This is a genomic window from Paenibacillus sp. FSL A5-0031 (assembly GCF_001956295.1).
GTDB lineage: Bacteria > Bacillota > Bacilli > Paenibacillales > Paenibacillaceae > Pristimantibacillus.
The window spans coordinates 248,798-275,788 of the sequence record NZ_MRTD01000006.1 but is presented as its reverse complement, the minus strand read 5'-3'; the positions used below and the strand labels follow the sequence as shown (position 1 = coordinate 275,788).

25 protein-coding genes are annotated in these 26,991 nt (G+C 45.7%); 17 read left to right on the top strand and 8 right to left on the bottom strand.

Annotation, left to right across the window (positions count from 1 at the left end; genetic code table 11):
• The first annotated feature begins 9 nt into the window (after nt 1–9).
• Nucleotides 10–1,869, top strand: a complete 1,860-nt coding sequence (locus tag BK120_RS13270) for a glycoside hydrolase family 127 protein (RefSeq protein ID WP_076267976.1) — start codon at nt 10–12, stop codon at nt 1,867–1,869.
• 123 nt (nt 1,870–1,992) lie between these two features.
• Nucleotides 1,993–2,472: a GNAT family N-acetyltransferase gene (locus tag BK120_RS13265; RefSeq protein ID WP_076267975.1), complete on the top strand. Its 480-nt coding sequence runs from the start codon at nt 1,993–1,995 to the stop codon at nt 2,470–2,472.
• 29 nt (nt 2,473–2,501) lie between these two features.
• Here BK120_RS13265 and BK120_RS13260 read toward each other — a convergent pair whose 3' ends face one another.
• Entirely contained in the window at nt 2,502–3,047 is a 546-nt protein-coding gene (locus tag BK120_RS13260; protein ID WP_076267974.1) for a pyridoxamine 5'-phosphate oxidase family protein, read from the bottom strand.
• A gap of 103 nt (nt 3,048–3,150) precedes the next feature.
• Here BK120_RS13260 and pdxR point away from each other — a divergent pair, with 103 nt between their 5' ends.
• The 9 genes from pdxR to BK120_RS13215 all read left to right on the top strand — a co-directional run bounded on the left by pdxR (nt 3,151) and on the right by BK120_RS13215 (nt 12,302).
• A complete protein-coding gene (gene pdxR, locus BK120_RS13255) occupies nt 3,151–4,554 on the top strand; it encodes a MocR-like pyridoxine biosynthesis transcription factor PdxR (protein ID WP_083681939.1) in 1,404 nt (467 codons plus the stop codon).
• A gap of 91 nt (nt 4,555–4,645) precedes the next feature.
• On the top strand, nt 4,646–5,035 hold the full coding sequence (locus BK120_RS13250) for a tautomerase family protein (RefSeq protein ID WP_076267973.1): 390 nt from the start codon (nt 4,646–4,648) through the stop codon (nt 5,033–5,035).
• On the top strand, nt 5,022–5,429 hold the full coding sequence (locus BK120_RS13245) for a VOC family protein (protein ID WP_256710883.1): 408 nt from the start codon (nt 5,022–5,024) through the stop codon (nt 5,427–5,429). Before BK120_RS13250 ends, BK120_RS13245 begins: the two co-directional genes overlap by 14 nt.
• 184 nt (nt 5,430–5,613) lie before the next feature.
• Nucleotides 5,614–6,177, top strand: a complete 564-nt coding sequence (locus tag BK120_RS13240; RefSeq protein ID WP_076267971.1) for a hypothetical protein — start codon at nt 5,614–5,616, stop codon at nt 6,175–6,177.
• A 363-nt stretch (nt 6,178–6,540) separates the two neighbouring features.
• Nucleotides 6,541–7,743: a GTP-binding protein gene (locus BK120_RS13235; RefSeq protein WP_076267970.1), complete on the top strand. Its 1,203-nt coding sequence runs from the start codon at nt 6,541–6,543 to the stop codon at nt 7,741–7,743.
• A 169-nt stretch (nt 7,744–7,912) separates the two neighbouring features.
• The gene (locus BK120_RS13230; RefSeq protein ID WP_076267969.1) at nt 7,913–8,962 is read left to right on the top strand and encodes a LacI family DNA-binding transcriptional regulator; all 1,050 of its coding nucleotides are present in this window, start codon (nt 7,913–7,915) and stop codon (nt 8,960–8,962) included.
• Between the two features lie 249 nt (nt 8,963–9,211).
• Nucleotides 9,212–9,670 carry a VOC family protein gene (locus BK120_RS13225; RefSeq protein WP_076267968.1) on the top strand — a complete coding sequence of 153 codons (459 nt, stop codon included), beginning with the start codon at nt 9,212–9,214 and terminating at the stop codon, nt 9,668–9,670.
• A 58-nt stretch (nt 9,671–9,728) separates the two neighbouring features.
• Nucleotides 9,729–10,424, top strand: a complete 696-nt coding sequence (locus BK120_RS13220; protein ID WP_076267967.1) for an SDR family oxidoreductase — start codon at nt 9,729–9,731, stop codon at nt 10,422–10,424.
• Nucleotides 10,425–10,454: 30 nt separating this feature from the next.
• Nucleotides 10,455–12,302: a glycoside hydrolase family 9 protein gene (locus BK120_RS13215; protein WP_076267966.1), complete on the top strand. Its 1,848-nt coding sequence runs from the start codon at nt 10,455–10,457 to the stop codon at nt 12,300–12,302.
• A 75-nt stretch (nt 12,303–12,377) separates the two neighbouring features.
• Here BK120_RS13215 and BK120_RS13210 read toward each other — a convergent pair whose 3' ends face one another.
• From BK120_RS13210 to BK120_RS13195, 4 genes are all read right to left on the bottom strand, one after another.
• On the bottom strand, nt 12,378–13,457 hold the full coding sequence (locus BK120_RS13210) for a Gfo/Idh/MocA family protein (RefSeq protein ID WP_076267965.1): 1,080 nt from the start codon (nt 13,455–13,457) through the stop codon (nt 12,378–12,380).
• A 34-nt stretch (nt 13,458–13,491) separates the two neighbouring features.
• Nucleotides 13,492–14,439, bottom strand: coding sequence for an AraC family transcriptional regulator (locus BK120_RS13205; protein ID WP_076267964.1), 948 nt, complete (start codon nt 14,437–14,439; stop codon nt 13,492–13,494).
• Between the two features lie 41 nt (nt 14,440–14,480).
• Nucleotides 14,481–15,485 (bottom strand): Gfo/Idh/MocA family protein, encoded by a 1,005-nt coding sequence (locus BK120_RS13200; RefSeq protein WP_076267963.1) that lies wholly within the window; start codon nt 15,483–15,485, stop codon nt 14,481–14,483.
• A gap of 160 nt (nt 15,486–15,645) precedes the next feature.
• Nucleotides 15,646–16,497, bottom strand: a complete 852-nt coding sequence (locus BK120_RS13195) for an AraC family transcriptional regulator (RefSeq protein ID WP_076267962.1) — start codon at nt 16,495–16,497, stop codon at nt 15,646–15,648.
• Nucleotides 16,498–16,629: 132 nt separating this feature from the next.
• Between BK120_RS13195 and BK120_RS13190 the strand changes: the two genes are divergently transcribed.
• Nucleotides 16,630–17,922, top strand: a complete 1,293-nt coding sequence (locus BK120_RS13190; RefSeq protein ID WP_076267961.1) for a Gfo/Idh/MocA family protein — start codon at nt 16,630–16,632, stop codon at nt 17,920–17,922.
• A gap of 21 nt (nt 17,923–17,943) precedes the next feature.
• Nucleotides 17,944–19,350, top strand: coding sequence for a glucuronate isomerase (gene uxaC / locus BK120_RS13185; RefSeq protein WP_076267960.1), 1,407 nt, complete (start codon nt 17,944–17,946; stop codon nt 19,348–19,350).
• Between the two features lie 15 nt (nt 19,351–19,365).
• On the opposite strand, the gene BK120_RS13180 is transcribed toward uxaC, so the two are convergent.
• Nucleotides 19,366–19,620, bottom strand: a complete 255-nt coding sequence (locus BK120_RS13180) for a hypothetical protein (RefSeq protein WP_076267959.1) — start codon at nt 19,618–19,620, stop codon at nt 19,366–19,368.
• A 100-nt stretch (nt 19,621–19,720) separates the two neighbouring features.
• Here BK120_RS13180 and BK120_RS13175 point away from each other — a divergent pair, with 100 nt between their 5' ends.
• Nucleotides 19,721–20,455 carry an SDR family NAD(P)-dependent oxidoreductase gene (locus tag BK120_RS13175; RefSeq protein WP_256710882.1) on the top strand — a complete coding sequence of 245 codons (735 nt, stop codon included), beginning with the start codon at nt 19,721–19,723 and terminating at the stop codon, nt 20,453–20,455.
• 111 nt (nt 20,456–20,566) lie between these two features.
• On the opposite strand, the gene BK120_RS13170 is transcribed toward BK120_RS13175, so the two are convergent.
• On the bottom strand, nt 20,567–21,781 hold the full coding sequence (locus tag BK120_RS13170; RefSeq protein ID WP_076267957.1) for an aspartate aminotransferase family protein: 1,215 nt from the start codon (nt 21,779–21,781) through the stop codon (nt 20,567–20,569).
• Nucleotides 21,782–21,925: 144 nt separating this feature from the next.
• Between BK120_RS13170 and BK120_RS13165 the strand changes: the two genes are divergently transcribed.
• Nucleotides 21,926–22,948 carry a dienelactone hydrolase family protein gene (locus BK120_RS13165; RefSeq protein ID WP_076267956.1) on the top strand — a complete coding sequence of 341 codons (1,023 nt, stop codon included), beginning with the start codon at nt 21,926–21,928 and terminating at the stop codon, nt 22,946–22,948.
• A gap of 1 nt (nt 22,949) precedes the next feature.
• On the opposite strand, the gene BK120_RS13160 is transcribed toward BK120_RS13165, so the two are convergent.
• The gene (locus BK120_RS13160) at nt 22,950–23,822 is read right to left on the bottom strand and encodes a helix-turn-helix domain-containing protein (RefSeq protein ID WP_076267955.1); all 873 of its coding nucleotides are present in this window, start codon (nt 23,820–23,822) and stop codon (nt 22,950–22,952) included.
• Nucleotides 23,823–23,959: 137 nt separating this feature from the next.
• On the opposite strand from BK120_RS13160, the gene BK120_RS13155 reads away from it, so the two are divergent.
• The gene (locus tag BK120_RS13155; RefSeq protein WP_076267954.1) at nt 23,960–25,933 is read left to right on the top strand and encodes a glycoside hydrolase family 127 protein; all 1,974 of its coding nucleotides are present in this window, start codon (nt 23,960–23,962) and stop codon (nt 25,931–25,933) included.
• Nucleotides 25,934–26,181: 248 nt separating this feature from the next.
• Nucleotides 26,182–26,976, top strand: a complete 795-nt coding sequence (locus BK120_RS13150; RefSeq protein ID WP_076267953.1) for a Nif3-like dinuclear metal center hexameric protein — start codon at nt 26,182–26,184, stop codon at nt 26,974–26,976.
• Nucleotides 26,977–26,991: the final 15 nt, after the last annotated feature.

The following is a 26,991-nucleotide window of genomic DNA, read 5'->3' as shown; positions in this document are numbered from 1 at the left end:
GAATTAGCGATGAAAGGATGGTTAGACGTGACATTAACAGAAACGAAGGCGATAAAAGGCTGGCAAAACGTGCCCTTTACGAAAGTTGAGATCAATGATGCTTTCTGGAGGCCGCGGCTGGAAGTTCTCAAAAATATTACGATGAAGGCATGTTTAGTCAAATGCGAGGAAACAGGCCGAATTGACAATTTTGCAATAGCAGGCGGACTGCTGGAAGGCAAATTTGAGGGGATGTATTATAACGACTCCGATGTGTATAAGGTGCTTGAAGGTGCCGCTTATGCCCTTATGACGGATCGTGATCCAGTGCTGGAAGCAGAGATTGATCGGATTATCGATCTCATAGCTGCGGCGCAGGAAGCGGATGGATATTTAAGTACTTATTACACGCTTGAAGCGCCTGATCTCAAATGGTCGGATATGGAGAAACACGAGATGTATAATGGCGGCCATCTGATTGAAGCAGCGGTTGCATATTTTGAAGCGACAGGCAAGCGGAAGCTGCTGGATGTTGCATGCAAAATGGCTGATCATTATGATCGCGTATTTGGTCCTGGCAAGCGGCACTGGGTGGAGGGGCATGAGGAAATTGAGCTTGCGCTTGTGAAGCTTTACCGCACGACCAGCGAGGATCGTTATTGGAAGCTGGCGCTTTGGCTGCTTGAAGAACGTGGTCATGGTCATGGTAAAGGTGCCATTTGGGACAAAGAGGAATGGGGCCCTGCGTACTGTCAGGATGATGTGCCTGTTCGAGATATCGAGAAGGTAACAGGACATGCTGTACGAGCGATGTATTTGTACACCGCGATGGCTGATGTCGTGCATGCTTCCGGTGATCCGACGTATATTGATGCGCTGCACCGCGTTTGGTCGCATACGGTTGAAAGGAATATGTATGTGACAGGCGGCATCGGTCCGTCTCAGCATAATGAAGGCTTTACACATGATTACGATTTGCCGAATGAATCGGCTTATTGCGAGACTTGTGCGGCAATCGCTATGGTTTTTTGGAATCACCGGATGAACTTGTTGTTTGGCGATGCAAAATATGCCGATGTTGTAGAGCGGGAAATGTACAATGGCGCTTTAGCCGGAATCTCGTTGTCTGGCGACAAATTTTTCTACGTCAATCCGCTTGCATCAAAGGGCGAGCATCACCGCGTGGATTGGTTTGGCACTTCTTGCTGCCCGACTAACCTAGTTAGATTTTTACCATCCATTGGACAATATGCTTATGCTGCTACGGATGCTGGAATAGTCGTCAATCAATACATGAACGGGGAAACTGCTTTGGAAATTAAGAGTGGGACAACCGTCAAGCTTAAGCAGACAACCGCGTATCCTTGGGATGGAAAAATCGAAGTTGCGGTAAGCTTGGAGCAAGCGGAAACGTTCGAGATCCGGCTTCGTGTTCCTGGCTGGTGCAGAGGATATAAGCTGTCGCTTCTAGGGGAGCAGCCGCAGCCATCGGAAGGAAAAATCGAAAATGGTTATCTCGTACTGAATCGCTGCTGGACACCGGGAGACTCCATTGTATTAGAGCTGGATATGCCAGTTGAAGTTATTCGGTCACGGCCGGAGGTGGAGGCTAACATTGGAAGAATTGCTCTGCAGCGCGGACCTATTGTGTATTGCATGGAGCAGACTGATAATATGGAGTTATCCTACGATGAATTTTCTATTGCAGCACATGAACCGCTACTCATTGAGCACCGAGCAGAATGGCTTGGCGGCGTGACTGTTCTGAAAGGAAAAGTGGCTGAAGGCAGCGCTTGTTTATTTATTCCTTATTATGCTTGGGATAATAGAGATGCGGGCTTCATGCAGGTATGGATTCGTGAAAAGGAAGATCGCTACTTATATCGTTAATAAGCAGAATGCTTTAAAATGAAATAGATAGATAAGCAAAAATCCGAGAGACAAGACGCTATTTTATAAAGTGTCTATCTTTCGGTTTTTTGTTCTTGAAGCTGGTAAAGGGAGCCAAAATAAATGAATGTCGTAAATGCAACATTAGAAGATCTAAATGGATGGTTAAAGCTGGCTGCTGAGGTGGAGTACCTCTTTGGCCCAATGGTGGATGATCCAAACTTTGTTCTGGCACTAGAGAGAAATATACATCAAAATCGCGCGTTCTGCGTGCGGGAATATGATGGTTCGCCAGGGTGCAGCCTGTTAGGGGGACTATTACTTTCTACATCAAATGCCCCAAGCTACAAAATCGGCTGGTTGTCTGTCTCCGCTGAAGCAAGAAATAAAGGCGTAGCATCGGCCTTGCTGAATCATGTTCTAACGCTTGTTGATATTCCTTCAGAAATAGCAGTCACAACATTTGGCGATGATATTCCAGATGGGATGCCTGCAAGGCGCCTTTATGAGAGATTTGGTTTCATTCCCTTGGAGGAATCGATTCCAAACGGTCCCGAAGGCGGTTCAAGGCAAAAATTCCAATTGACGATTGCTCATCGGTAATGATGATTTCTTTAGTTGACTAACCGTTATTACAAATCGTTGTGTACCGTTTTACCAGGATAAAACATAGCGCTCTCTACTTTCTCGTTTTCTTTCGCAGAGATGGAAGCTGCTATTAATTTAAATACTTTGGTTTTACTTCCCAAGGATGATTCATATTTTTCCAAATGCGATTTGGACAACGGTTGTTTATAGTAGCCAGGCACATATTTGTCCAGCATGCTTTGCATAGCTTTTGCAGCCTCGTCTATTTCATTAACAAACTGTATTTTCCCAGAAACCATAACGCTCATATATGAGGTATCTGTATGAGCAGGCACGGGGTCAGTTAATGTTCCATATTCTTCGCTTATGGTAAAACATGCTTCTGGGTTTTGCTCGATATAGGAGATTTTCCGCCCTTCAGCAGCACCATGAAAATAAACCGTGTCGTTCAGCCAAGTGAAGTTTAACGGAACAACGTAAGGGATTCCATCGGCAGATAGGCCAAGGAATCCTGTTTTTGCGTTTAACAAAAAGGATTGAATCTTGCCCTGATCAGTACACTCTCTTTTCTGTAATCTTACAGGAAACATATTTAGGCACACCCTTTGTCTTTATGATAATGTAATAATAATGAACATTTGTCCCTGTGAAAAGGGGCAGATTCTGAATATTTCATGGGGTCAGGTGCTGCATATGATAGAGATTACTCCTTTACTCGATAAGCAGGGAAAAAATCCTTTATACTCGCAGCTGTATACGTATATTAAGGATCAAATTGAATCTGGATTAATAGCTGAAGGGACTAAGCTTCCATCGATTCGTGAGTTGGCGCACTATTTGAAAATTAGCAAAAACACTGTAGAAGCTGCTTATCAGCAGCTGCTTGCAGAAGGGTATGTGGATAGTAAAAGTCGTAATGGGATAAGAGTGCTGCCGTTAGAGGATGTGAATACAAATCGAGATTCAGTTCAAGTAAGTTCCACTAAAGATGTTAATTGGAAAAGGTATCGGTATGATTTTAACTATGGTGATATTGAATGGCATCGTTTCCCGATGAAGATATGGAAAAAATGTTTGTCGGATGGTTTAAATGGAGACCCTTATCGAATATTGGGTTATGGACATCCACAAGGAGAAGAGGAGCTTAGGGAAGAAATTGCAAAATACGTATTTCAATCTCGCGGAGTATCGTGCAGCCCCAATCAAATTATCATTTGTTCAGGAACACAACCTGCCATTAGCATGTTATTACAGTTTTTGTCTCTAGGGGGGAAAAACATAGCAATGGAAGAACCCGGCTATAATGGCGTTCGAACGATTTTTAAAAATCATGGCTGCGAAATTACGCCCATTTCGGTCGATTCTGATGGCTTGAACATAGAAGAGTTGCAATCAAGCAGCGTCAACGCAGTGTATGTGACACCGTCACATCAATTTCCATTAGGCATGGTGATGTCAGTACAGAAACGAATGAAGCTGCTCCAGTGGGCAAACCAAAACGACGCTGTCATTATCGAGGATGATTACGATAGTGAGTTTCGATATGTTGGCCAGCCGATTCCCTCTCTTAAAGCATTGGACTCAGGAGAACGTGTCGTTTATTTGGGGACATTTTCAAAATCGTTTTTGCCTGCTGCCCGGTTAAGCTATATCGTCTTGCCAACAAACATGCTAGAAAAGCAGGATGAGATATTTTCCGTTTACAGTCAGCCTGCATCACCAATCATTCAGCAGGCCGTGTTTTTGTTTATGAATCGCGGACATTTTGCTGGACATATACGCAAAATGAGAAGACTGTATCAGGCGAAGCATAAAGCTTTAGTTGCTGCGATTTCACTGTATATGGGTGATCGTGTAAGTATCATTGGAAGCAAATCAGGACTGCATTTGCTGCTTGATGTTAAGGACAGAGAAAGCGTCCAACTGATCGAACGGGCAGCAGAAAATGGGGTTAAGGTGTATTCTCCGAATGTACATTGGATGGATAGTGAGCGCTGTCCGGCATCATTTGTATGGCTTGGCTTTGGCGGAATGAGTGAGGATGATATTGAAGAAGGCATTCGTCTGCTAAGCCATGCTTGGTTTGGCTCACCATAGGAGATTTATTCTAATTGCATGTGCTATAATTTTACTAAAAATACAAGATTACACTAACAATCATTGAAATAAGAAAGGTGTGATTAGTAGAATGGCTCAGGTGAAGGTTTTTGGACTTAAGGATGAATTAAATCCGATAAAACAACAATTATCAGAAGTTATTCATTCCTGTGTAGTGGATGTATTTAAAATGCCGCTCGATAAGAAATTTCATCGTTTTTTCGCAATGGAGAAAGAAGATTTTTATTACGCTCCTGGACGGACCGCAGCGTATACGATTATCGAAATAAGCGTATTTGAAGGTCGTTCCATCGATTCCAAAAAACAGCTTATTCGTTCGCTCTTTGATCACATTCAAGCACAATTGCATATTTCTCCTGAAGATATCGAAATAACAATTTTTGAAACTCCAAAATATAACTGGGGCATTCGCGGCCTGCCAGGGGATGAACTGCAGCTCTCCTATAATGTTAATGTGTAGTGCGCGTAGATTAGATTCTTCTGAGGCTAGTATTGCACCGTGGCTGTCGGTCAACAATGCGGCCGAGGCAATAACGTTTTATAAAGCGGCATTTAGTGCAGTCGAGCTTTATCGGTTAGAGGACGGTGACGGGAATATAGCTATTGCTGAGCTTTCCGTTAGAGGAGCGAATTTTTGGATTCAAGAAGAGGCTGCCGCTATACCCGCAATGGCAGGTCGTGGCTTCTTCCGGATGGTTATCACGGTCAACGACCCCGATGCCTTATTCGAATTGGCTATCGCTGCGGGAGCAACAGAAATTGCACCTATAAATGAAGAACATGGCTGGCGTATTGGTCGTGTAGCGGATCCGTTTGGCTATCATTGGGAGATTGGCAAACGGCTGTTTAAATAGACGAATGATAATAGGTCGATGAATCCAAAGCAAAGGGGTCATCGGCTTTTTTTGTATAGTAATCATACACGTAGCGAGGTGCGAGGATATGAATAATTTCACAAAGGAACGAGAGGGATAGATGCAACTAATATCTCCCAATTACGTCTTTAACATTGCATAAATTCAATTGGGGGGCATTAAAATGAAACGTTTATGCTCAGTTTTACTCCTATTTGCAGTTATCGCAAGTGGTTGCAGCAAGGAAACGGGTGCAGAGATAGACACTGTTGATCAGCATCAACCAACAAATGATATCGTTATAGAATCAAACAATATGCCGAAAGAAATGCCAAATGATTTTGATTTCATGGTGCGTTACGGATACAGCGAAGTGAATAAAAACGAAATTAATACTTTCCTAGATACGGCTACAAAGGATTTAGTGATGAATGGGACTGCATCTGCAAAAATTGCGTTTACGACAGAAGAGATGCGCAGCATTTATGAGAAAATGAGAGAAATAAATATAATGGGAACAAAAAACTTAAAGCCTGCTGCTATAGGATGTGAACAGGTTCCTTACGGTGAAGACAGCTGGGAAGTTAGTATAAATGGGGAATCCAAGACATTTACTTGGTCCGAGAAATATTGCGAGTTAACAAAGGATGCAAAGCAATTGCTGGAACTTCGGCAGTTCATTCATCAAATCGTTGCAGGGAAGGAAGCCTATCAGAAACTGCCAGAAGCAGAAGGGGGATATGACTGAAGATTAGAGAGAATAAACTTGAATAAGGTGGAGGTTCTGGCTTGTGTGCATTCGTGCAAAAAAAATTTGTTGTACAGAAGCTTGGATTTGAAAAAGGGAATTACAAACAAAGCTTTTCTATTAAAAAAATAATGGCAGCGATGGAAATAAATGCTCAATTTAGTTTGGTTTTTATGGAAAAACGATAAAAGGGACAAAAAGCATGATTGTTTAATTGTAATGAATACGATCTTGACGAGTGAGCGAGATATCGTTATACTCATTAAGCGTAATGATTACTATTAATCGATATGCTTTTTATTTGTTGTATAATCGTAATTATTACGTTTAATTCAAAGCTTAAATTAATTGGAGGTGCCAATGATGACTGTTAAAAAACTGCCTGTAACTGTATTGAGCGGATATTTGGGCGCTGGCAAGACGACGATTATGAATCATATCCTACATAATCGCGAGGGCTTGAAAGTCGCTGTTATCGTAAATGATTTAAGTGAATTGAATATAGACGCTAGTCTTATTAAAGATGAGGGAGGCTTGTCACGGACAGAAGAAAAGCTTGTTGAAATGTCCAATGGCTGTATTTGCTGCACGCTTAGGGAAGATTTGCTTAAGGAAGTAGAGAGCTTGGCGAAAGAAAATCGATTTGATTATATTTTGATTGAATCAACGGGTGTTGGTGAGCCTGTTCCCGTAGCTCAGACCTTCTCCTATATCGATGAAGAGCAAGGAATTGATTTAACACAATATTGCAGGCTTGATTGTATGGTGACGGTTGTTGATGCTTATCGCTTCTGGCATGATTACGCATCAGGTGAGACATTGCTTGATCGCAGTCAAGCCGTTGGCGAAGACGATACACGCGAGGTCGTTGATTTGTTGATTGATCAGATCGAGTTTTGCGATGTGCTTATTTTGAACAAATGTGATCTTGTTGATGATGAGGAATTGGCGGAATTAGAAGGGGTGCTCCGGACCATGCAGCCGCGCGCCAAGTTTATTCGTACTTCCAAAGGCGAAGTTAATCCGAAAGAAATTTTGAATACGTCGTTGTTTAATTTTGACGAAGCTAGTCGTTCAGCAGGGTGGATAAAGGAATTGGAAGCACCATCACATACACCTGAAACGGAAGAGTACGGTATATCCTCTTTCGTATACGAACGTGCGAAGCCATTTCATCCGCAGCGTCTTAAAGCTTGGATGGAGCGCTGGCCAGAGGAAGTCGTTCGAGCCAAAGGTATCATATGGCTTGCGACTCGTAGCGCGTATGCCCAAAGCTTGAGCCAAGCAGGGCCTTCCATACAGTTTGGACCGGCTGGTTTATGGGCTGCTGCATTGCCGGATGCGGAACGAGAAGAATTACTGCTCGAAGACCCAGAGCTGGCAAACGCATGGCACGAGGAATATGGTGATCGTGTTAATAAGTTTGTGCTTATCGGCATCGCGATGAATCGTAAGCAGCTGACCGATTCGCTCGATGACTGCTTGCTGAGAGATGAGGAGCTGCCGCTTGACTGGAATGTGTTTATTGATGAATTTCCGAATGCGATGAATGATCAGATGTACTGATATTTCGGCTGTCAGTGTTGTTTTTATATAAGAAGCAGCCTCAGGGAAACCTTTGAGGCTGCTTCTATTTAAATATCTTTAAAGCAGCTTGCAATTATGAATTGACAGCGCTCCGGAACATTGGTACCATATTTTCATAAACGCGCGTTTACAGAAAGAGGGACTAGGATTGAGCAAGGAAATTAACAGTACGGAAATAGCTAAGCTGGCGGGTGTTTCCAGAAGCACGGTCAGCCGTGTGATTAACAATTATGCAAATGTTCCTGAGAAGACGAAGCAAAAGGTTTTAAAGGTCATTCAGCAATACAATTATTACCCAAATCTCTCTGCACAGGTGCTGGCAGGCAAACGCACGCGAACGATTGGTTTGTTTATGGCCGATTCCGGCCGAGTATCCGGCGACAGCATTTCAAGCTTGCTGCTTGCCCGGGTTATTGAAAACGCTTCTTCGCATGGATATTATGTGCTGACTCATATCGTTCACGATATGAAAGATCAGAATGAGGCTCGTACGATTAAGGAGAGCTTCTATCAGCGCAGAATCGATGGAGGCGTGTTCATTGGAGCAGCTAATCATGAACCGCTTATTGAAGAACTTATAGCCGAAGGATTTATGGTGGCAATCGTGGATCAGCACTTGCCAGGACGGACCGAATCTAATCGTATTGTGTTCAACTTTGACAACGAAACGGGCGTAGGGCAAGCGATTGATTATTTAGTTAGCTTGGGCCATGAGCGAATCGGCATGATTAACGGAGATATGAATAGATACTCCGGACCATCCAAGTGGCGCGGCTTTCAAGCAGCAATGGCAAGGCATCAATTACCGCTTGTGCAGCAGTGGATGCTGCCGGGAGATTTTAACGAATCAAGCGGCTACATGGCCATTAAGGAATTTATGAAATCCAAGATGGAGCTGCCGACAGCGATATTCGCGGCAAACGACAGCGTTGCATTCGGAGCTATTCGAGCATTGAAGGAATCCGGTATTCGCGTGCCGCAGGATGTATCGATCGTAGGTTTTGATGACCATATATTGAGTGCACATTCCAGTCCGGCATTAACAACGATTCGGGTTGATTTTGCAGACATGATGGACAAATTAACGAAAACCTTGATCTCCAGCATTGAGAATGGTTCGGGCGACTATCAGCCGGTTGCGGCAAGCACGGAGCTTGTTGTCCGTGATTCCTGTCAAAGGGCAAGGGAAGATTCATAGTTAAGCCCTAGCCCTACGTAGTTAGAGGTCGTTATGATTTGCATAATGGCTTCTAATGTCAGGCTTGAACTGCACATTATTTTTTACTTTCAAATGAACACGCGTTCACGCGTTGTAGCTTTGTGAGAGGGGGAATGCGGATGTAGGTGAAGAAATTTCAATGAATTGGAGTATCGGGATATTGAATAGTGATTACACGGCTTTTACAGCACTTATAACGATAAAATCAACCTACAGGGGGAAACGGGCATGGATAAAAACTTGATTGGAACACGTACAGTAACTCAAATTGGACTATTAGTTCATGATATTGAAACAACGTCGCAGGCGTATGCTGATTTTTTTGGAATTGAAAAGCCGAATTGGTTTTGGACTGACACGGTAGATAAAGCACAAACGGAATACAATGGTGAATCGTCAGTGGCTCGCGCCAAGCTTGCTTTTTTTGATATGGGTTCCTTGCAGCTTGAGCTTATCGAGCCAGATGAACATCCAAGTACGTGGAGAGAGCATCTCGATAAGCATGGTGAAGGCCCGCATCACATCGCGTTCGTCGTTGACGGCATGAAAGAAATTGTAGCATCCATGGAGAAAAACGGAATGGCATTGGTTCAAAAGGGAGAGTATACCGGCGGACGATACGCTTATATGGATACTTTTAAAAATTTGAAGATCATGCTGGAGCTGCTGGAAAACGATAAAAAGTAAATGATCCGATAACGAGCTTCCCAATATAGGTGATGAATGAACAGGAGGAATGAGCAGTATGAACATATTAATTACAGGCGCCAATCGAGGTCTTGGCTTAGCGATTGCCAGTGAAGCGTGCGAACGAGGGCATTATGTGTTAGCTGGGGTTCGCAGCCCGGGATCACCCGCAGAGGGCTTGCAAGAGCTGCTCACAAAATTTCCGGATCAAGTAACGATCCTGCCGCTTGATGTTACGGATGAGAATTCGGTTCGCTACGCTTCCGAGCAAGCGCAAAACCGAGTTCGCAGTCTGGATGCGGTTATAAACAGTGCAGCGATATTGCTGGGACGGGATCAGAAGCTGGAGCAGCTCGACTTGGAGCAAGTAGAGCAATCGTTCCAGACTAATCTTTTTGGTCCGATCGTCGTGCTCAAGCATTTTTTGCCTATGCTTCGTCAAGGAGAGCGGCAAAGCATCATTAATATTAGCTCGGAAGCAGGAAGCTTCACAGGCGCTTATGGCGGTGACTATTCGTATGCGCTGTCTAAGTCTGCTCTGAACATGTTCTCAGCTCAGCTGCGGAACGAGCTTGCACCGCAAGGATTTGTTGTTCATGCGCTTCATCCCGGCTGGATCAGAACAGATATGGGAGGCGAGCAAGCGCCAGGAGATGCGACAGTATCTGCAGCTGGCATCTTGAACATCGTCGAGCGGAAAACGGAAGCAGATGCACTTTTTATTGATCATAATGGCGCTCCTATGAATCTGTAAACCAGAACAAAATAAAATTGGCGGTGGCTGATGCGCATACGCAGACGTACTTTGTATGTCATAGGCGGAATCATAACTCTTTTGTTAGTCGTGACGATATCATTTCGACTGTTATCAGGGTCAGAAGGCGGGAATACATTGAATAAGCAGCAGGAACAAGGAAATGCTCCAATAAACAATGCTGAATTGCCAATTGCAACGGTACCTGACTCGCAGCCAGAAATTAAGCAAGGAACGCAAGTGAAGGTGGATCAGGTTGGCTATGGAACAGCGCATGCGAAGTTTGCCATCGTGGAGGGTGAATTGCCAAGCGGAACGGAATTTTCGTTAGTAGACAGCATTGGCAACACGATGTTTACGGGCAGCTTATCTGAGCCGCTTGCGGATGCAGCATCACAAAAGACAATAAGAAGAGCGGATTTCTCCAGCTTCCAAACGGTTGGAGAATATAAGCTGCTGGTCGCTGGGGCGGGCAGTTCTTATCCTTTTGTCATTGGAGATGCTCCGTATGATGATGCGCTCGCTACGCTGCTCAGATCTTATACATTGCAGCGTTCGGGCGTAACGATCGACGATCCGATTACGAAGCTGAAGCAGGCAGCAGGACATTTACAAGATGCGCAAGCGGAGATCTTCTTTGATGATGGAGTCTCACATAAAGGTGATCTCATAGATGTATCCGGCGGCTGGTACGATGCTGGTGATTATGGGAAATACATACCTCCAGCAGCTGTTACAGTTGCTCAGCTGCTGCTCGCCTATGACCTCAATCCAGAAGCATTTCCTGCGGGACAGCTTAAGTTCCCTGAAGGGTTAAAGACTGCGAATTCCTCGCTTCCTGATATTTTGGAAGAGGTGCGTTATGAGCTGGAATGGATGCTGCGCATGCAGCGTGCAGACGGTGCTGTTTATCATAAAGTGAGCGGCTCCGCTTGGACTGGATTTGTTACGCCAGATACGGATACACAAACTCGTTATGTATATGGTTTATCGACGTATGGCACCGCTCAATTGGCAGGTGCAACAGCGCTGGCGTCTCGAATATATAAAACCTTCGACGAGAAATTTTCTAATCGTTTGTTAGCTGCAGCTGAGAAAGCACAGAGCTACTTGAGCGCAAACGAAGCCGCTGCTTTTCGGCAGGATCCGATGCAGGATAATGGCTCTGGCGGATATGGCAAGCAAACCGATGCAGAAGAGAGGATGTGGGCACTTGCTGAGCTGTTTCGCACTACGGGAAACAGCAGCTATAGCGACGTGCTGACCAGTCGGTTTGATTATTTGTTGAAGAGCTCCCCGCAGGCAGTCAACTGGGCGAACGCCCAGCTGCTTGGTCAATGGGCATACTATCGTGCGGAGAAAGCGGATGAGCGGTGGAAGGAGCTTATTCGTAAAGCGGTGACGGATCGAGCGAAGGAGCTTGTTGCAAGATCAGAAGCAGACGGCTATTTCAACCTATTGAATGCAGAGGAATACACGTGGGCATCGGTGAAATCGGGTGCTGCTTATGGCTGTATCCTTCTAATTGCAAATCTAATGGAGCCTGAAGAAGCTAGCTTCAGAGCTACAGCGCTTGAGCAGCTGCATCATGTATTCGGCCGCAGCGCAACGGGGTTTAGTTATGTGACGGGAATAGGCAGTCAATACCCGCTGGAGCCTCATCACCGCATTAATGCAGCTACTGGAGTATTGATTCCAGGTTTAGTCGTTGGAGGTCCGAATCGTTACGGCGGAGATCCTGATTTGGATGCGGTCAAGGATAGTCTTGCTCCTGCCATGGCTTATTTGGATGTAAGAGGCTCTTATTCGAGCAATGAATATGCGATTGATTATAATGCTCCTGTCATTTTATTGGCCTCTTTTTTCGCTAATGAGTAATTAAGTAGGGGAACAAAAAAGGAACTGCCCTGCAAGGTCTGTATAGACCAAGCGAGGCAGTTCCTTTTGTATAGCTTATAGATATACGGCTTTGCCAGTTTTGGATGATTCATAAATCGCTTCAAGAATTTGAGAAACGACAAAAGCTTGCTCTGGTGTAACAACAGGCTCAGTGTCCTCTTCAATAGCTTTCAGCCACATTCTCATTTCGAGATCAGCATCGCTTTCTGTTTTGCCATCGTAGAAAGCAACTCCGCCTGCATTCAGATCAACCTTAGTTGCAAATAGACGGCTATGCTTCTCGCCATTAATGCGAAGGCCATCCTTCATGTCCGCGCCGCCTTCAGTACCAGACAACGTACATTTTGCTTCGTCAACTTCAAGTGTATTAAGTGCCCAGCTGGATTCAAGCACGATTGTAGCGCCGTTTTCCATAACGATCATACCAAATGCGGAATCCTCAACCGTGAACTTCGCAGGATCCCAAGGGCCCCATGCATTAGCAGCATTCTCACGTTGCGAAAGCTTGTGGTAAGAAGTACCAAGCACTACTTTTGGCTTGTAGTTGTCAAGCATCCAAAGCGTCAAATCAAGTGCGTGAGTACCGATATCGATAAGCGGTCCGCCGCCTTGTTTTTCTTCGTCAAGGAAAACGCCCCAAGTTGGAACTGCACGGCGACGAACAGCATGCGCTTTCGCGTAGTAGATGTCACCAAGCTCACCAGCTTCACACAATTTTTTCAAGTGTTGGCTGTCTGGACGGAAACGGTTGTTGTAGCCAACAGTAAGTTTCTTGCCAGTACGGCGAGCAGCGTCAACCATACGTTGTGCATCGTGAGCTGTTTTGGCCATAGGTTTTTCAGTCATAACATGTTTGCCAGCTTCAAGCGCAGCAATGGCAATGTTCGCATGTGAATCGTTTGGCGTACATACGTGAACGACTTCAATGGAAGAATCGTTCAACAGCTCCGTGTAATCCGTGTATACTTTCGCGCCTTCTGCACCGTATTGAGCAGCTGCGTCAATCGCACGTTGTTCAACGATATCGCAAAATGCAACGATTTCAACGTTTTTAAGTTTCTTCAAGCTTGGTAGATGTTTACCGTTTGCAATTCCGCCACAGCCAATAATAGCAAGTTTGTATACTTTAGACATGTTATAAAGCCTCCTAGTAGTATAATGAATTTTTTTATTGAGAAACGGTTTGACGAGCATTTCTGCGGTATTCGGAAGGAGTGACGCCGAATTTCTTGCGAAATACAGCGTGTAAATAGTTGCCGCCGGCAAAACCGGATAACTTAGCTATTTTCTCCACCGAATGCGAACTCTCCAGCAGCTCACGGCATACGACAGCTAGCCGAATGTCTTCAAGAATACGGCTGAATGTATGTCCGTGATGAAGCTCTTTGAATAATCGCTGAATTTGCCGAGAGCTTAAATTAAGCTTGTCCGCAACGTCCTCAAGCGTGATGAAGCCGTCATAGTTAGCGTAAATATACTCCAAGGCGAGTCGATAACGATAAGCCTTCATATCCCGCGTTGGAAAATGCTTCTGTTCACTTGCTGTTTCATAAGCACGGACCGCTCGCATTAAAATCTGGATAACTGTCTGCTTAATGGTAGTATAGCTGCCGACAAAATTATCGTTGCAAGCTTGATACGCTTCAAGAAAGCGAGGCATCGCTTGATGAAGATCCATTGTTGGATACAATGGAAGCGCCTTGAGCTTCTCGATACAATTGCGCGCTTCAGCAGCTTCCCAGTCGTCATAGGAATGAACATCCTCGCCGTTATTCTGCTCGGTGCGATCAATGATATCGACATGCAGACAAAGCTCATCCATCGCTTCAAGCGGGTCTGCTTCTTGATAATGCATGATCTCAGGTCCGGTTAAATAAAGCATGCCAGGTTTTAACGCATACTCCTGGTCGCTAATAATGACCTTTCCTTTGCCCTGCGGTATGAAGTGAAATTCATATTCCGCATGCTTATGAAATCCAATCATTCTGCCGGGAGGAAATTGCGTCAGATGGAAGCGCAGTACATGGATGTCGTAGGGTCCCCATCTGATGCACAGCTCCAGGCGTTCAAGCGCATCCTGGCGTTCATGCATGACCTCATACGGGAAGTTAGGCATGCCGATCACTCCTTGGAGTCGTTCAAATTATGTGTGTCGTATTACTCGCTCAGCTCATCGATGCGGATTGCACGGTGCTCATTAGCAGAACGGTTTGAAGCTTCCATCAGCTTTGTTAAGTCAATGGCAAGGCTTACATTTTCGTCAGCGGACGTGTTGTTCTCGATGTGCTGCACCCATTGGTCAAATGCACTTTCTCTGTTCGGCGGAATCACTTGTGCCGTCCATTGCTCAGACGATTGTGCTCCTGGTGTAGAAGTGCGAAGTAGCAGCTGGCTCTCAGGATTGCCATACAATAGCGTTCCTTCAGTTCCATGCACCTCAAGCGTAAATGGTGAATGATTGTTAACGAAGCCGGCTTCTACGATTCCGATTGCTCCAGATGGCGCGTTCAATACCGCAACTGCGTTATCTTCTACTTCTTTGCCAGTCACATAACCAAAGTGAGCAGAAACCTCTTTTGGCATCTCATTCAAGAAAAGTCTAGTCAAATACATAGGGTGACAGCCCAAATCGATTAAAGCACCGCCGCCGCATTGCTCTAGGTTGTAGAAGTGTTCAGGCAGCCAGTTCGCTGTTGCTCCGTTATGTGAGAGACGAGCACGAACCAGTGTGATTTTTCCAAGTACGCCTTGTGACAAAATATCGCGAATCGCCAGTGTATAGCCGTCATTTAGACGAGGCAGCGATACAGTTAATTTTACATTATTTTTAGCTACTTCATCTAGTATAACATTTACTTCTTTAAGAGTTGGGGCAATAACTTTCTCTGTGAAAATATGCTTGCCGGCTTTAGCCGCTGCTACGATAACCTCTTGGTGTCTGAAAGTTGGAGCGTCAACAATAACTGCGTCAATATCATCGCGACTCAACATTTCATTAAGATCGGAATGAAAAGTAACGCCAAGCTTCTCGGCAGCTGCTTGACCGCGTTCCGCGATTTCGTCCCATACAGCAACGATTTCCGTACCAGGGTGCTCCTGAGCTTGCTTCGTATAATCCCATGCGTGTACATGCCAATAACTAATTTTACCGATTCGAATCATAGGTTCATCTCTCCCTGGGCATCTATTAGCGAATTTGCATTGCATATATAAATTTATGACAACAGCTATAATTTAACACAGTTTTATGCTTATTTTTAGTGTAATTTAATGACCATATTTGTATGAAATTACGACAAAAATTTGTTTCACTTAAATTCTCTTACCTATATTGCTTCCGATATTGACGCGGAGATAGGCGAGTTATCTTTTTAAAGGTTTTACCGAAGTGGGAGAAGTTATCAAAGCCAACCGCAGCGGCAATATCGGTAATGCTACTATCGGACTCGCGAAGCAGACGCTGGGCTTCTTTCATGCGGGTCAGAATGATGTAATCGGAGAAGGTAAAACCTGTCAGCTCCTTGAACATGCGGCTTAAATAATAAGGACTGATGAAAAAATGTTTTGCGACCTCGTCAAGCCGCAGCATCTCCCCAAAGTGAGCGTTAATGTAGCGGATAACCTCTGAAATTTTGGCATGCATGGGAGTTGCGTGGTGCAGAGGCACTGGCTCATGCTGCTGAATATGTCTAGCTGCAGACAGCAGAAGCTCCGTTACAGCAAATGCAGGAAACAGCTCGAAGCCAGCAGGCTGCTGTCTGATCTCTGAGAGCGTTCTGCTCATTAATTGTGCTGTCGCCAGCTGCTCTTGCATAGGCATACGAATAATATGGGATTGCTGTTCAAATGGCGTCAATAAGAAGTTGGCATGGACTCCTGCCAATTTGCTCAACATGGCATCATCAAAGTGTATGATGATTCGTTCATGAGCGGCATCGCCGGATTGCATCGTTTTGTGCAGCTCATGCTTCGAAATAAAGACGAGGTCGCCTTGCTCAACGGAATAGGAACGGTCACGTATAAAATAAATCCGCTGCCCTGACAGCATATAGTAGATTTCATAATAGTCGTGGTAGTGATTGTATTCCATCGTGTAGGGTGCTGTTCGCTTCGTATACTCAATATATAGGTCGGATATAGAGCCAAAGCTGTAGATGTCGGGCTGGATGCTCATTAGGGATGTACTCCTTTTGATTTTATCGCAAAATAAGCGGTGTTTGATCGAAATAGAGCAGGATATGCAGAGAATTATATCACTATCATGCAGTAATATGAAGGTAATTGGAATCGAGGAGGAATAATGAGTATGACAAAAAAACGGTATGTATTGGTAGGCAGCGGCGGCAGGGCAGAATTTTTCTACGGTGCTCTTGCAACCGATTTCAAAGAAACGTCGCAGCTGCTCGCTTTTTGTGATATTAACCAAACTCGGATGGACTATGCGAATCGCATATTAGTTGATAAATATAACCATGAGGCTGTAAAAACGTACAAGTCAAATGAATTTGAACAAATGATTGAGCAGGAGAAGCCGGATGCGGTCATCGTTACGAGCATGGATCGGACGCATCATACGTACATTATTCGTGCGCTGGAGCTTGGCTGTGATGTTGTAACCGAGAAGCCCATGACGGTGGATGAGAAAAAATGCCAGCAAATTTTGGATGCGGTTGAACGGACGGGCCGCAATGTGCGTGTGACGTTCAACTATCGGTATGCGCCGCATCATACGAAAGCAAGAGAACTGATTGCTAATGGTACAATCGGCAAAGTAACCTCTGTTCACTTTGAATGGCTGCTGAATACGCAGCATGGCGCAGATTATTTCCGCAGATGGCATCGCAACAAGCAGAACAGCGGCGGTTTGCTGGTGCACAAATCGACGCATCACTTTGATCTCGTGAACTTCTGGATCGGCTCGCAGCCGGAGTCGGTATTTGCCTTTGGTGATCTCTTGTTCTATGGTCGCGAAAATGCAGAGCAGCGCGGGGAGACGCAATTTTATGAGCGCGCGACGGGAAATCCGCTAGCTGAGAATGATCCATTTGCGCTGCATTTGGACAAAAATGATCATTTGAAAGCGATGTATTTGGACGCGGAGCATGAGGACGGCTACCGCCGCGATCAAAGCGTGTTCGGTGACGGCATTAATATTGAAGATACGATGGGCGTGCTTGTCCGCTACAAAAACAATGCGATCTTAACCTACTCCTTAAACGCATATTTGCCATGGGAAGGCTACCGCATTGCATTTAATGGAACAAAGGGACGCATCGAGATGAATATCGTGGAACAATCGTATGTGAATTCCGGCGGCGAGAAATCCGATGAGGGCGCGCTGAAAGAGCAGTCGATTAAAGTATTTCCAATGTTTGCAGCTCCTTACGAGGTTGAGGTAGAGGAAGGCGTTGGCGGTCATGGCGGCGGTGATCCGGTATTGCTGAACGATCTGTTTGGAACGCCTGTAGAGGACCCATTCCATAGGGCGGCGAATCATATTGATGGAGCAAGATCGATTCTAACGGGCATTGCAGCGAACCGTTCTATCCAGACGGGACTCGCAGTACAAATTGATGAGCTTGTGAAATTTCATAACTAGGTTGCGGAGGAGGAAGCTTAAATGAAGCCATTTATGGACGATCATTTTTTGTTGTCAAACGAAACGGCGATTAAGCTGTATCATGATTTTGCAAAGGACATGCCGATCATTGATTACCATTGCCATTTGAGTCCGCAGCAAATTTTTGAGAATAAAAGCTTTGAGAACATTACGGAGGCATGGCTGTACGGTGATCACTACAAGTGGCGGGCAATGCGTGCGAATGGAGTAGAAGAGCGTTTTGTAACAGGCGGCGAGGGAGTAACCGATTACGAGCGTTTTGAAGCATGGGCCAAAACCGTTCCGCAAACGATCGGCAATCCGCTATACCAATGGTCGCATTTGGAGCTTCGTCGTTATTTTGACGTTTATGAGCTTATTAATGAGAAAAATGCGCCGTCCATATGGGAGCAGGTTAACGCAAAGCTCGCGACAGGCCAATTTAAAGCGCGTGATTTGGTCAATATGTCCAAGGTTGAGGTCATCTGCACGACAGATGATCCTGTTGATTCGCTGGAGTATCATATCGCGATCAAAGCTTTAGATGATTTTAACGTACAGGTGCTGCCTTCCTTCAGGCCTGACAAAGCGCTGGAAATCAATCGTCCTACTTTTCTAGAATGGGTTGGCAAGCTTGAAGAGGCGGCTGCAACGACGATCGACAGCTATGATGCGCTGCTTGATGCGCTTGAGGCAAGAGTAAAGTTTTTCGCTGAGGCGGGCTGCAAAGTATCTGACCATGCGCTGGACTATGTTGCGTATGCAGAGACAACGAAGGCTGATGCTGCTGCTATTTTTGCCAAAGCCTTGAACAAGGAAACGGTCTCCCTAGAAGAAGAGAAACAGTACAAGACGTTCACGCTGCTCTTCTTGGGACGTTTGTATGCCGAGCGCGGCTGGGCGATGCAGTTCCATATCAATGCGGCTAGAAACAACAGCTCGCGCATGTTTGGCAAGCTCGGACCGGATACAGGATTTGATTCGATCAATGATAGCGACGTAGCTTACCCGCTCACAAGGCTGCTTGATGCGCTGGATATGGACGACGCGCTTCCAAAAACAATCGTGTATTCACTGAATGCCAAGGACAATGATGTACTGGGATCCATTATTGGAAGCTTCCAAGGGGGCGGGGTGCCTGGGAAAATTCAACTTGGCTCTGCATGGTGGTTCAACGATACAAAAAATGGTATGCTTGATCAAATGAATACGCTTGCCAATCAAGGACTGCTTAGCCGCTTTGTTGGCATGCTGACCGATTCTCGCAGCTTCCTCTCGTACACCAGACATGAATATTTCCGGCGTTTGCTCTGCAATCTGCTAGGTGAATGGGTCGAGAATGGAGAGGCGCCGGAAGATATGGAGCTGCTGGGTCAAATGGTTCAAAATATTTCTTATCGCAACGCGAAAGCTTACTTCGGCTTCTAGCATGCTTGAAACGTTCTACAATTCCGCTAGCTCAGCGGGGGCTGTGGGACGTTTTTTTGTATCCAAGCGATAAGCAGCCATCAAAAATTTGAGCATCTGCGGTCCAGCTATATTCGCGGCTATGCCGAATAGCTCGGAATGCACTGCTTTTCGGCATAACAAATAAAATGCCGCGCCGCCGATGAGCTCAAAGGCAATGAACTCCTTCCATTTCCAGGCGGGAACAATGTATATTTCAAATTCTTCTTTTTTGGCAACTCGTGTACGCAAAATGGGAGCCCTCCTGCTAATTAGGCGCATTACAACCGTAACTAGATTATGCGGAGCAGCTTATCCATCATTCGCAATGATTTCAATAAGTATAATAGGAGTGATTGTATTGAAAAAAACAGCCTTCGTCACCGGAGCAGATCGAGGAGTAGGCTTGGCCCTCGTGAAATGCTTGCTTGAGCTAGAATATGACGTTTTTGCTGGACGATATGCGGACCATGTACCGCAGCTTAATGAGTTAAAAGAAGCACATGCAGATCGGCTGCAGGTGCTGCAGCTGGACATATCAAGTGATGAGAGTGTGGCAAGGGCGTTCGAAGCAACAGCTGCAAGGACGGATCAGCTGGATCTATTAATCAATAACGGAGCGATATTGGGAGACATTACAGCAACGGTGCTAGATCCGCTTCATTATGCGGAAATGCTTGATGTTTTTAATGTGAATACACTTGGGAGCTTGCGGATGAGCCAGACCTTTATGCCGCTCCTGCTCAAGGGAGAATCAAAGTTTCTGCTCAATATATCGTCGGAGGCGGGCAGCATAAGTGATTGCTACCGGGACAGCTGGTATGCGTATTGTATGTCAAAGGCAGCGCTGAACATGCAATCCAAGCTGATCCATAATGGCATCAAGCAGCTAGGTGGCCGTGTACTGGTTGTGCACCCAGGCTGGGTGCAGACGTATATGCAGGGCCAGTTAGATGCTGCAGCAACGCTTACGCCTGAGCAATCGGCTTCCTCTATTCTAAAGCTAGTTGAAGCTCGCATAAGCTTGGATGCTGCGGCAGCAGATTGTGAATACGTGGATTATGCAGGCAATGCGCTGAATTGGTAGAAGGTTGAGACGCGGATTCGATTGTGCAGCTGAGGCTAGCGCAAGAGCTCACTTCAATAAACCAGCTGATTCAGCATTCGCTGGATCAGCTGGCTCGTTACGAATGAGTCATTATTTGGCAGCAAGCAGCTGACGGAAAGAGCGGCGCAGGATGAATATCATGAGATCGATATCCTTCTGCGTTACAATTAATGGAGGAACGAGGCGAATGGTAGATGAATTCAGTGCATTGATAAGCAGTCCCTCACGCATACAAATCGCAGCAAGCTCATCAGCGGTGTTCTCGGGTACGTCAAATGCGAGCAGAAGCCCTTTGCCGCGAATATTCGCAATCGGAAATTCGTGAGAAAGATCGCGAAGGCTGCCTTCTAGAAATTGGCCTTGCACCTTAGCGTTGTTTGCCAAGTTTTGCTCCAGCAGTTCCTGAAGCACGGCATAACCTGCAGCCATGGCAAGCGGGGCTCCTGTATAGGTTCCGCCTTGATCTCCCGGCTCAAATAAATCATATTTGCTTTTTGTCAGCATCGCCGCTAACGGAAAGCCAGCACCAATGCCTTTGCCTATGGTGATGACATCAGGCATAATACCGTAATGCTCATAAGCGAACAGCTTGCCTGTTCTGCCCATCCCCGTCTGTATTTCATCAAATATTAACAACATGCCGTACATATCGCATATTTTACGCAATCCGAACAAATACGCTTCATCTACGGAATGAACGCCGCCTTCCCCTTGCACGAGCTCGACCATAATTGCACAGGTGTTGTTCGTAACCGCAGCAAAGCAAGCATCAAGGTCATTAATAGGTACATGCTTAAAGCCCTCGACCTTAGGAGCGTATAGATCCTTCCACTTTGCTTTCCCAGTTGCAGACATCATAGCTAGCGAGCGTCCGTGGAAGCTGTTCGTTAACGTAATAATCTCATATGCTCCATTCAAATTAACAGAGCCATGTTTTCTTGCGAGCTTAATTGCACTTTCATTCGCCTCAGCACCGCTGCTTACAAAAAAAGCTTTATCCATACCGCTGACGCTGGTCAGCATCTCGGCGAATTCAATCATTGGTTTATTATAGTAACCGGGGCTTGCATGAACAAGCGTTGAAGCCTGACGTGACAATGCCTCCTGCAATACAGCAGGGGAATGCCCCAAGCTTGCAACCGCCCAGCCGCCGACAAAGTCCAAGTAACGATTTCCATCCGTATCCCACAAAAACATACCCTTGCCTTTTTCCATCACGACGCTGGGACGGTGCGCCGTAAAAAGAACCGATTTCTCCGCCGTTTCTAATAATGCCTTTGTTGCTGACTTTTCCATCTGAATCATTTACGAGCCTCCCGGTTATTCATTGTATTGCATAAATATACAACATTAAGAATAAAGATTCAACTGCTTTGCTTGAATTTTCTTAAAGACAACAGAATGTAGGGAAGAGGACAACAAAAACGCAGACAAAGAGGAGAGATCACGATGTGGAATGGTGATTCTTATTTAACGAAGCTATATGACGAAGCCATTGCTCGGCATCAACAGCTTCGGACTCTGCAGCTCCGAAATGAACGCAGGCCGAAGCTGAAATCAGCGCTGCGAGAGTTGGTAGGCCAGTTCGAGCCTAATCCCGCACATATACCGAAGGTGCTGGAACGCGTTCAATGCGATGGATATGTTCGCGAACGGGTGGAGCTGTCGGCTACGCCAGAGCTGACGTTTGCCGCGTATGTGCTTATTCCGAGTGATGTGCAGGGGCCGCAGCCGAGTGTGCTGGCACTGCATGGTCATGGTTATGGAAGCAGACAAATTGTTGGTTTGCGGCAGGATGGATCACAAGATGATGAAGATCCGGGCAGCCATCAGCATTTTGCTATTCAGCTTGTGAAACGGGGCATGGTCGTGATCGCACCAGACGTCATCGGCTTCGGCGAGCGCAGGCTCCATGCCGATCTTGCGCTTAATCCAGATACGCCAAGCTCGTGCTACCGGCTGTCAACGCAGCTGATGATGCTTGGCAAGACATTGACCGGCCTGCGCGTATCAGAAGCGTTAAAAGCATTTCATTATTTGTCTGCGCGTAAAGAGGTTGATGCTGATCGGATTGGCCTCATGGGTTTTTCTGGCGGAGGTTTAATTGGGTTTGTGACGGCCGTGCTGGAAGCGCGCATAAAGGCAACGGTATTGACTGGCTTCGCGAACACAGTCAAAGACAGCATCTTTGCCGTTCATCATTGCATTGATAATTACACGCCAAGTTTACTCGTTCACGCGGAGCTGCCGGAATTGATCGGATTAATTGCTCCGCGTCCGTTATTTCTTGAATCTGGAGAAAATGATCCGATTTTTCCGGTGGCAGGTTTTCGGAAGGCGGAAGCAGAGATTCAGGCCATTTATGAGGCGGATGGAGCTGGTGACAAGCTTTTAACGGACGTATTTCCGGGTAAGCATGAAATAAGCGGCCGACTGGCTTACGATTGGTTGAAGCAAACGTTATCGTCTTAAATTACGTCGTATATTGCTTGCGAAATTTCGTAGGCGGCAGCCCGATTTGCTGCGTAAAGCAATTGGAGAAGTAGGGAACATTTTCAAATCCAACATATTGTGCGATTTCTGCGATCGGCCATTCTGTTTTGAGCAGTAGCAGCTTGGCTTGCTCAAGCCGATATTTGGATAAATAGTCGATAGGCGTCATGCCATACACCTGCTTCATGCAGCGGGTAATGTAGTTATAGTGAAAATTGAGAGCTTCAGCCATCGTTTTGCTTGAAATTTCAAATCGATAATTATTTTTTATATAAGCCTCCGCTTTCTCAGCTAAAGTGACAATGGGGCTTGTATAGCTGTCATTTTGCCGCAGGTCCATCATGCGCAGCAGCTCCTCGAATGTCTGCTGCTGCGTCCAGAATGCACTCGACTGACGCTCTCCTCCAGCTTTGTTCAGCGTTCGCATTAAGCGAAACGCTTGCTCTGGATAGGGGAGCGTCCATGCTTTCTGCAGGTGAAGGGAGTAAGGAGAAGTTAGAAAACGATTGTAATGCTCTTCTTGGTTAATGCCTGAGTGATCGAGCTCCGTTTGCTGCCATTCCCCCACCGCTTGAAAATGAACCCAGTAAAAGCGTGTTTTTTCCTCAGAAGGCTTTACGGAATAGTGATAGCGGTCAGGCAGCAGAAGCAAGGTTTGCCCGTCTGTTAATTGCCATTTCCGCTCATCCTCGCCTATAAATAAGCAGCCATGTTCTACGATAAGAAGATCAAATACGCCTAGCTGCTTCCGGCTCGGATGCTGATCGCCCCGTTCGTGATTCGTAACGCCGCTCTCTAAGTAATAAGGAAGTGGAGGGGCTGCAAAATAAATATGCTCCGATGCTGCTATCATAATTAATTACACTCCCTGCTTGTGTGAAATTTTATAAGTATTTAGTTATTTTCATTTGTATTTAAGTTTTATTTTAACCCATAAAATAGAGATCAGCAGTATGAAAGTTATTCATATCGGAAGAGGGGTTTTAATAAATGGAGCAAATCGCAAGCAAGGACCATGCCAAACCCGTATCACTTAAGCAGATCAATATTCAAGATTCATTTTGGAATTATTATATTAATTTAGTTAGGGATGTTGTTGTACCCTATCAATGGGATGCTATAAATGATCAAGTAGAGGGAGCCGAACGAAGCGGAGCGGTTCGTAATTTTAAAATTGCGGCAGGTTTAGAAAAAGGGGATTTTTACGGCTTCGTATTTCAAGATACCGATGTAGCCAAATGGCTGGAGGCGGTCGCTTATTTGCTTGAGACAAAGCCAGATGCTGGTCTAGAGCAAATTGCTGACGAAATGATCGACATTATTGAAAAGGCGCAGCAGCCTGACGGTTATTTGAATACCTTCTATACGATTAAAGAGCCGGGCAAGAAGTGGACAAACTTGACGGAGTGCCATGAGCTTTATACCGCAGGCCATATGATCGAGGCTGGCGTAGCTTACTATAAAGCAACAGGCAAGAAGAAGCTGCTTGAAATTGTATGCCGGATCGCAGATGATATTGCTGTCGTGTTTGGTGATGGACCAGGTCAAATTGCAGGATATGACGGTCATCAAGAGATTGAGCTGGCACTTGTGAAACTATATGAGACAACGGGTGAACGCAAATATTTGGAGCTGAGCAGCTACTTTATTGATAAACGCGGCCAGCAGCCCAGCTTCTTCGAAGCAGAGGCTGACCGCAGGGGCAGAACTTCGCATTGGAGCAATAATAAGATTCATATCGAAGCGGATTATTTTCAGGCGCATTTGCCTGTTCGTGAGCAAGAAGCAGCGGTTGGCCATGCAGTGCGTGTCGTTTATATGCTTGCGGGTATGGCGGATGTTGCACGCGAAACGGGCGACGAGTCATTGCTTGCAGCATGCCGCAGATTGTGGGACAACATAGCCTCAAAGCAGATGTACATTACTGGCGGAATTGGATCAATGGCGCAGGGCGAAGCTTTTTCATTCGATTACGATCTGCCAAATGATACGGTATATTCAGAAACCTGCGCATCGATTGGCCTTATATTCTTCGCTCATCGCATGCTTCAGCTCGAGCCTAACAGCCGCTATGCAGATGTAATGGAGCGTGCTTTGTACAATACCGTTATTGCAGGCATGTCGCGTGACGGCAGACATTTCTTCTATGTGAATCCGCTGGAGGTAACGCCGGATGTATGTGAAGGAAGAAACAAAAACTTTAACCATGTGAAGCCTGTTCGCCAAGAATGGTTCGGCTGCGCCTGCTGTCCGCCGAATATTGCTCGGTTGCTTGCTTCGCTGGGCGAGTATTTATATTCCACAAAAGGAAATACCATTTATGCGCATCTGTATATCGGCGGAGAAATAGAGCTTTCATTAGGAGATACAAAAATCAAGCTTCATCAGCAATCCAATATGCCTTGGGCAGGGTCAGCACGTTTTGAGGTGACACTCGGCGAGCCGGCAGTATTCACTTTGGCGCTGCGTATACCGGACTGGTCTTCCAATGCAGCGATACTCATAAACGGAGAAGTGTATTCCCTTGCGAATCAAATCGTGGACGGCTATGCGCGAATTTACCGGGAGTGGACGTCCGGCGATATTGTGGAGCTTGCACTCGATATGCCTATATTACGAGTAAGAAGCCATCCGCTAGTGAAGCAAAATGCTGGTAAAGTAGCACTGCAGCGCGGGCCGCTCGTCTATTGCCTAGAGGAGGCGGACAACGGCAAGCAGCTTCAGCAGCTGCTTCTGCCGCAGGATGCCAAGCTGGAGGAAACGTTTGAACAACATCTGATTGGCGGCATCCAAGTGATTAAGGCGCAGGCGCTGAAGCTTCAATTCGAGGATTGGGGCACTCAGCTTTACCGCACCAACGCAGACGCAGCTCTTGAGCCGACGGATGTTACGTTTATTCCCTATTACGCATGGGCGAATCGCGGCAAAGGCGAGATGGCGGTATGGGTGAAGGAAAGACTATAGGCCGTTAGCATTCCATCATTTTTGAACTGAAACGATCAACATAATTTGGCGATTGCTTACCGAAAATAATTCGGAAGTAATCGCCTTTTTTGTATTGCAAAATATATAGTTTATAGGGTTGACACTATACTTTTTACATTGTGCAGTTTATTTTTTGAAATTACAATTTAATTAAACATGAATACGCTTTATTTCATCTTTTTATTCAATTACATGTCATAATAAATCTGAAGGGGTGCACCTATAAAATGATAAAAATACAAAATGTTGTGGATGATTTATTGGCCCCTGTTACTCCAATTGCAGGCAGCGTGGATACGTTAAAGTTCGGAAATCCACAAACGGAAGTCAAGGGCATTGTCGTTGCGTTTATGGCCTCGCAGCAGGTGCTCGAATGGTCTGTCGCAATGGGGGCGAACCTCATCATTACGCATGAAGGAACCTTCTTCAGCCACCATGATGCCAAGGAATCTACTTATGTGAATGATCCTATTTATAAGGCTAAAAGCCGATTTATTGAAGAATCAGGTTTAGCGATTTATCGCTTCCACGATTATTGGCATCGGTACGAGCCAGACGGCATTATGGAGGGGCTTATTCACGCCTTGGATTGGAATGATCATGTGACGGAGCATTTGCCCGCCGCATCAATCGTAGCTGTTCAACCGATGAAGCTCGAGCAAGTAATCGAGCATATCAAAAAAAAGCTGGGAATCCGTTATGTGCGTACAGTAGGGGATTTATCCACGAGTTGCAGCCGGATTGGATTGTTGGCCGGCTACAGAGGCGGGGGGGACAACGCAATTCCTTTATTTGCAAACTATAAGCTGGACTTGATCATATACGGCGAAGGCCCGGAGTGGGAGACGCCAGAGTATGTAAGGGATGCCGTCCACCTGGGCAGGCACCAAGCGCTAGTTGTTCTAGGTCATTCCGAAAGCGAGCAGCCGGGTATGAAACTGCTGGCTGATCGGCTTCGCCATAAATATTCTACTATTCCTGTTCATTACTTGCCTGTAGATCCCGTTTTTAAAGTGGTCTAACCCCTAATAAGAGGA